Origin of the sequence: Porticoccus sp., assembly GCF_041592135.1 — a bacterium.
GTDB lineage: Bacteria > Pseudomonadota > Gammaproteobacteria > Pseudomonadales > Porticoccaceae > Porticoccus.
Genome location: NZ_JBFHQR010000137.1, coordinates 1 through 5,991, shown reverse-complemented (window position 1 = coordinate 5,991; position 5,991 = coordinate 1). Strand labels below are relative to the sequence as shown.

Annotated in this window: 6 protein-coding genes; 2 read left to right on the top strand and 4 right to left on the bottom strand. The window is 58.6% G+C overall.

The genetic code is table 11. The features are described from left to right. Positions 1 to 146 precede the first annotated feature (146 nt). Positions 147 to 1,994 carry a PHA/PHB synthase family protein gene (locus ABY948_RS10650; RefSeq protein WP_461482518.1) on the bottom strand — a complete coding sequence of 616 codons (1,848 nt, stop codon included), beginning with the start codon at positions 1,992 to 1,994 and terminating at the stop codon, positions 147 to 149. A 646-nt stretch (positions 1,995 to 2,640) separates the two neighbouring features. Between ABY948_RS10650 and ABY948_RS10645 the strand changes: the two genes are divergently transcribed. Further along, the gene (locus ABY948_RS10645; RefSeq protein WP_461482517.1) at positions 2,641 to 2,967 is read left to right on the top strand and encodes a hypothetical protein; all 327 of its coding nucleotides are present in this window, start codon (positions 2,641 to 2,643) and stop codon (positions 2,965 to 2,967) included. A 128-nt stretch (positions 2,968 to 3,095) separates the two neighbouring features. Here ABY948_RS10645 and dauA read toward each other — a convergent pair whose 3' ends face one another. Continuing rightward, positions 3,096 to 4,841, bottom strand: coding sequence for a C4-dicarboxylic acid transporter DauA (dauA, locus tag ABY948_RS10640; RefSeq protein WP_461482516.1), 1,746 nt, complete (start codon positions 4,839 to 4,841; stop codon positions 3,096 to 3,098). 131 nt (positions 4,842 to 4,972) lie between these two features. Between dauA and ABY948_RS10635 the strand changes: the two genes are divergently transcribed. Continuing rightward, positions 4,973 to 5,164 carry a CopG family transcriptional regulator gene (locus tag ABY948_RS10635; RefSeq protein ID WP_461482515.1) on the top strand — a complete coding sequence of 64 codons (192 nt, stop codon included), beginning with the start codon at positions 4,973 to 4,975 and terminating at the stop codon, positions 5,162 to 5,164. A gap of 34 nt (positions 5,165 to 5,198) precedes the next feature. Here the strand turns inward: ABY948_RS10635 and ABY948_RS10630 are convergent, their stop codons facing one another. Both ABY948_RS10630 and ABY948_RS10625 read right to left on the bottom strand, forming a co-directional pair. Next, positions 5,199 to 5,510 (bottom strand): hypothetical protein, encoded by a 312-nt coding sequence (locus ABY948_RS10630; protein WP_461482514.1) that lies wholly within the window; start codon positions 5,508 to 5,510, stop codon positions 5,199 to 5,201. 54 nt (positions 5,511 to 5,564) lie between these two features. After that, positions 5,565 to 5,991, bottom strand: a 427-nt coding sequence (locus ABY948_RS10625) for a phospholipase D-like domain-containing protein (protein WP_461482513.1), incomplete at its 5' end; no start/stop codon positions are given.

The following is a 5,991-nucleotide window of genomic DNA, read 5'->3' as shown; positions in this document are numbered from 1 at the left end:
GGCGGCCAAGCCATGTGTGGCCGGGTGGCCCCCGACCCTTTTTCCTCTTATCGTTCCTGGTCCCTCTTATCGCTCCTGGCCCGGTCGCCCTGGAATTGGCGGGCTCTTATCCCCAGCGGGGGACGGCGCACGGGCTGTCGACGCGTCTATTGCTGAAAAACATATTGTCCCGGAGCGTCTCCCAGTACTTCGCACCCCAGCTCCGGGGCCCCCATGGCCGGCGGGCTGGTTTTGACTCCCGAGTGCCTGGCGAGCCATTGGCTCCATTCCGGCCACCAGGAACCCTCGTGGACCGGCGCCTGTTGACACCAGTGCTCGGCGGGAACGTGCTTGTCGCTGTTTTTGAAGGTGGACACCTGATAGCTGTCCTTCGAGTTGCCCGGCACATTGACGATACCGGTGTTGTGCCCGCCGCTGGTGAGCAGGAAGGTGACTTCGGCGTCGCTGTAGAGGCGAATCTTGTAGACCGACTTCCAGGGCGCCACATGGTCAAATCTGGTGCTGACCGCAAAGACCGGCACGCGGATGTCCGTCAGGGCAATGGGTTGACCGTCGACCAGGAAGTGCCCTTCGGAGAGGTCGTTGTTGAGGAACAGGGTGCGCAGGTATTCCGAGTGCATGCGATAGGGCATGCGGGTGGCGTCGGCATTCCAGGCCATCAGGTCGCTCAGGTCGCGGCGCTTGCCCAGCAGGTAGGGTTCCATGACCCGGGACCACATCAGATCCGCGGAGCGCAGTACCTGGAAGGTGCCGGCCATCTGGAATTTGTCCAGAAAGCCCTGCTCCCACATGACATCTTCCAGAAAGGCCAGCTGGCTTTCGTCGATAAAGAACAGCAGCTCGCCGGCCTCCTCAAAATCCACCTGGGCGGCAAACAGGGTGACGCTTTTCAAGCGCTTGTCGTTGTCCCGAGCCATGGTGGCCGCGGCGATGGACAACAGGGTGCCACCGAGGCAGTAGCCGACCGTGTGGACTTTCTTTTTCGGGACAATGGCGTTGACCGCCGCCAGGGCTTCCATGATGCCCAGATTGAGGTAATCCTCGAAGCCGAGATTGCGATCGCCTGAATCGGGATTTTTCCAGGAGATCATGAAGACGGTGTGCCCCTGCTCCACCAGGTATTTGACCATGGAGTTTTCCGGTGAGAGATCGAGGATGTAGTACTTCATGATCCAGGCCGGCACAAACAGCACCGGTTCGCCGTAAACCTCGTCGGTGGTGGGACTGTACTGAATCAGTTCCATCAGTTGGTTGCGGTACACCACCTTGCCCGCCGTCACCGCCAGGTTTTCCCCCACCTTGTAGCATTCAGATCCGGCGGGCGGGGCATTGGTGAGGCCGCGCGCCACGTCCCCGAGAAAATTCCTGGCACCGCGCAGCAGATTGCGCCCCTTTTGCTCGCGGGTTTCCCGAATGACCCGGGGATTGGTCAGCGCAAAATTGACGGGGGCCGCCATATCGAGCCACTGTCGGGCGACAAACTGCAGCACATCGGCGTGATGACGCGTGACGCCGCGGACGCTGCCCGTGGCCTCCTCCCACCACTGCTCAATCAACAGAAAATTCTGGTGGTAGAGGTTGTAGGGCCACTTCTTCCAGGCTTCGTCGCTAAAGCGGCGGTCGTGGGGTTGCGGTGTGACACAGCAGTCGGGGCCGTCCTTGCCCAGCAGCTTGCGCGCCAGGTGATTGAACAGCAGCAGGTTCTTTTTGGCGGCGCTTTGTGCCAACTCCATCTGCTTGCCGGGAGCGATGGACAGGTGCAGCGTCCAGTCGAACCAGGCCAGCAGCAGGGAGGCCGGCGAGATGCCGCCGCATTTCACCATATTGGCGTGCAACAGGCGGTCCAGCACCGGGGTGTCCTGCAGCGTCGGCGCCAGCGGTTGCAGGTGTTTGCGCTGACCGGAATGCTCGGCGGCGGTCTCGGCATTGCCTCCAGCAGTTACTGGTGTCGCGGGAACAGCCGTTAACTTCGGGGTGTTCTTGGCGGATTCCATACTGATAGTCGCTCCCTGTTAGTCATTCCCTGTTAGTCACGCCCTGTCCGGGTCCGCGACAGTGTCTCGCCGGCCCGGGATGGCCACCGAGGGACAGAATGCCCTGATTGCGGGGCGGTCAAACCCTTGTACTCTAGCAGGTCCTCTAAAAAGCGATATTCCGGCGTCGTCGGGGTAAGACCCTAGTGAAAGCTAGCTTTACAGTTAAATCCGGGCAGCGCAAGCTGTCTGTCTCGCAAGCGATAAAGCCGCCCGCCTTCGCAAAAGCCCGACTGTCTTTTGCATAATCCGCCGCTCTCTACCCCGGCCATAGGAAGTTCCCACCTTCTAGCGATTGCGTTTTCCCCGAGCGGGCAGATTTTCTCGATTCGCCACAGGGCTCAGTATAACGTCGAAAAACACCCATCTAACGGCCGGGTTCGCGCGATATGCCTGCAACCTGAAACGTCACAATTTGCCGCCGTGCCCACCACCGCCAGCCTCCCCAAGCTGACCATTGCCCCTGTCAATCTGTAGCGTTTCAGCTCGGTTCCGTTAAGAAAAACAGTCTCTGAGGGCGCTGACACCGGAGCCCCTCACGCTTTTCTACACAGCCAAACCAACCGTCAATTCGTCAACAGCGACCTGTAGCGCCGCGCATGAGCCCTTGCCCTGTTACGACTGTAATGAAAAACACGAACAACTCAGACCTTGCAGCTTCCGTCGCACTCAGGTCGTTGCTGTCCGCAGTTCCGGCGATGGCGGTGCGGTGCGGGAATACACCCGGGTCGGCGACCTGTTTGCAGACAGCCCGGATATCGAGAACATCGGCGTCGATTTTAAACGGGTGTCCGAGCGGGTGACCAACCCCGTCCGGCAGGAGTCGCTGGTTAAAGCAGCTGAAAACGGCGCCACTGCGGGCAGCCATTACCTTATCCGTGGCTCCCCGGGCAATATCTCTGCCGAGCACAGGACATTACCGTTGCCAGTATGAACCTGACACTCCCGGGTCCGTGGCGAGGCTGAAACGACCGGCCGGAGATCGAAAGCTGCGATGGCAGCGGCAACCCTTTGGCAGCCGCCCTACTGGACAAGCTGGCTCAATGGGCAGCAACACCGCGGTTAATTTACCGCATCGACCGAATGCTGTTCCGCCACCACTGCCAGGGCTTCGCTCAGGGTGGGGAATACCCGGCAATGGCTGCCATCCGGCTTGAACCCGGCTTTGCTGAGGGTTTTCAACGGCTGGAATTGCAAATCGGCCAGGTAGACCACCGTCCCCGCCCGGCGACAACTGTCAATGAATTGATACAGCTCCGAGACCCCGCCGGAATCCAGGATCGACACACCGTCCAGATACAGCACAACGCCATTGCGCTCGGCACACTGCTGAGCCAGTTCCCCAAACAGGCGATCCGCCGCCGCAAAAAACAGCGGGCCATTGATTTTCAACACTGCCCAGCGCTCGGGCATGTCCACATCGACGATTTTTTTATTGCGGGTGATATCACTCACCCGGGTCATTTCGGCAATGTCCTTCATGAACAGCAGCGATGCGAGCACGATCCCCGCGGTAATGGCAATGACCATATCGAACAGCACTGTCAGGGAAAAACACACCAGGAACACAAAAATGTCACTGCGCGGCGCCGTTTTCAGCAATTGCAGGATGCGCGGGGCCTCGCTCATCTTCCAAGCCACCATCAGCAACAGCGCAGCCATGCTGGTCATGGGCAGGTGGGCCAGCAGGGGGGACAGGAACAGCAGCGCCGACAACACCACCCCGGCGTGAACCATCGCCGCAATGGGCGTTTTGGCTCCCGCCCGCAGGTTGGCGGCAGAGCGGGCAATGGCTGCCGTCGCGGTAATGCCCCCCAGAAAAGGGGTCACAATATTGCCGATGCCCTGCCCCAGCAGCTCGCTGTTGGCACTGTGTTTGGTGCCGGTGGCGCGATCGAGCACCACGGCGCAGAGCAATGATTCAATCGCCCCCAGCATGGCTATGGCGAATGCCGCCGACAGCAGGTCCTGGGCCATTCTCCAACTGAGTTGCAAAGGCACTTCCCCAGGCTGGGTGCGCAACCAGGGCCACTGAAAATCCGGCAACACAGAGGGAATGCCCTGACCGATCTGTCCGTCCGGCAGGGTAAAACTGAAGCTTGAACCGATGGTGGCAATACTGGCCCCCTGGTCATTCAACAGGAATGCCGCCACAGCACCGACCACCACGGCCGGCAAGTGTGCCGGCACCGGTGTTTTCAGGCGCGGCCACAACAGCAGTACCGCCAGCGTCATCGCACCCACCAGCAGTGTCCAGGAAGACAACTCCGGCATAGCCCCAAGCAATGCCACCACCTTGCCGGTGTAATGGGCGGGCATCTGGGCAATCTGCAGTCCCAGCAGATCTTTTAGCTGCAGGGTGGCAATGACCACCGCAATCCCCCCGGTGAAACCCAGGGTGACCGACTCGGGGATATACTCGATATAGCGCCCCAACCGCAACAACGCCATAATCACCAGGATCACCCCGGCCATCACCGAGGCCACCAGCAGGCCGGCGAGACCGTACTGTTGCACGATGGGGTAGAGAATGACCACAAACGCCGCGGTCGGGCCGGAGACACTGAAACGGGAACCGCCGGCCAGGGGGATCAGAAAGCCGGCCACCATGGCGGTATATAGGCCATACTGAGGGGCGACGCCACTGGCAATCGCCAGCGCCATGGCCAGGGGAATGGCAATGATTCCCACCGTGATGCCGGCCAGGGCATCGCTGAGAAAACGTCTCCTGTCGTAGGGAGCAGCCGCCAGTGCCGAACGAAGGCCATGGCCGACTTTGAGAGAAAACAGGTGTGCCCGGTGAGCCATCCGCGATGTCCCGTAGGAGTGAAAATTAACAGTTGAGATTAATATGTAGACAAACTAGCATCTCATCCGGTACTAATTCAATGTTAATTTAATTAACATAATAGAGAATAATGAGAAGGTAGATAACACCGATGGAAAACCGCACAGCCCGATTGACCCTGCTGATTGACCCGAAGAAAAAAGCGCTGTTTGAAAAACTGTGCTCAGATGAGGATGTTACGCCATCCCAGAAAGTTCGTCAGCTAATTCGCGAATACATTGAACAGAATGTCGGCCCCAACTGGCGGGAAGAAGTGTTCGGGCAAGAGGATCAGGACTCCTGAGTCTGTCCCCAAACACCGACCCCGCCTCAGGCGATCAGTCGATTTGCTCGCTGAAGGGCTTGCCAGACAGCTCCAGCACAATCTCTTTTTTACAGGTGAGGATGGTTAGCTGATTTTCATTGCTCCAGTCCATGCTCACCAGGTCGTCCATCAGCTCGTCGTCGAGCGCATCCGTCTGGTTGCTCTCTGCATAGCTGATAATTTCCGGGAACACAATCCGCAGCGAAGGCTCTTCGTCTGAGGGATCATCCAGACACTCGATAAACAGCAGTCGAACGTCTACATCGTAAACCAGGTTGTAGATATAGGGAGAGCAATCTCCCAGCAGTTCGGCAATCAGCGACATAGGAATTCTCGGTGTGGTTGGCACAGCGGCTATCGTACTCTATTTTATAGCCGGTTATTGGATTGGTGAAAATAATTGCGCCAGTTTTACCAAGGCGCGAAACAATACACTGCGCTGTTCAAGCTGTGTGCCGGTCAGTGGCACGCAGCCCCGGAAATCCCCTTCCAGCATCTGCTCCACTTGGGCGGCGAACTGAAGATCCCGCACCATCACCGTAATCTCGAAATTCAGCTGGAAGGAGCGGTTGTCAAAATTGGCCGTCCCCACATAAGCGCGGTCGTCATCCACCAGCACCACCTTCTGGTGTAGAAATCCCCGACGATATTGATAGGCCTCGATACCGGAATGTTTCAAACCCATTAATACCGCGTAGGAAGAGAGCTGTACCACCCGGTTATCGGTGAGCCGGGGCAACATCAAACGCACCTTCACACCGCGCAGCACCGCCAGCTTCAAGGCATTGACGACGGATTCATCCGGC

Excerpts from the sequence above, each read along its gene's own strand:
- ABY948_RS10650 (WP_461482518.1), bottom strand. The coding sequence starts at position 1,994 with ATGGAATCCGCCAAGAACACCCCGAAGTTAACGGCTGTTCCCGCGACA.
- dauA (WP_461482516.1), bottom strand. The coding sequence starts at position 4,841 with ATGGCTCACCGGGCACACCTGTTTTCTCTCAAAGTCGGCCATGGCCTT.
- ABY948_RS10635 (WP_461482515.1), top strand. The coding sequence starts at position 4,973 with ATGGAAAACCGCACAGCCCGATTGACCCTGCTGATTGACCCGAAGAAA.
- ABY948_RS10630 (WP_461482514.1), bottom strand. The coding sequence starts at position 5,510 with ATGTCGCTGATTGCCGAACTGCTGGGAGATTGCTCTCCCTATATCTAC.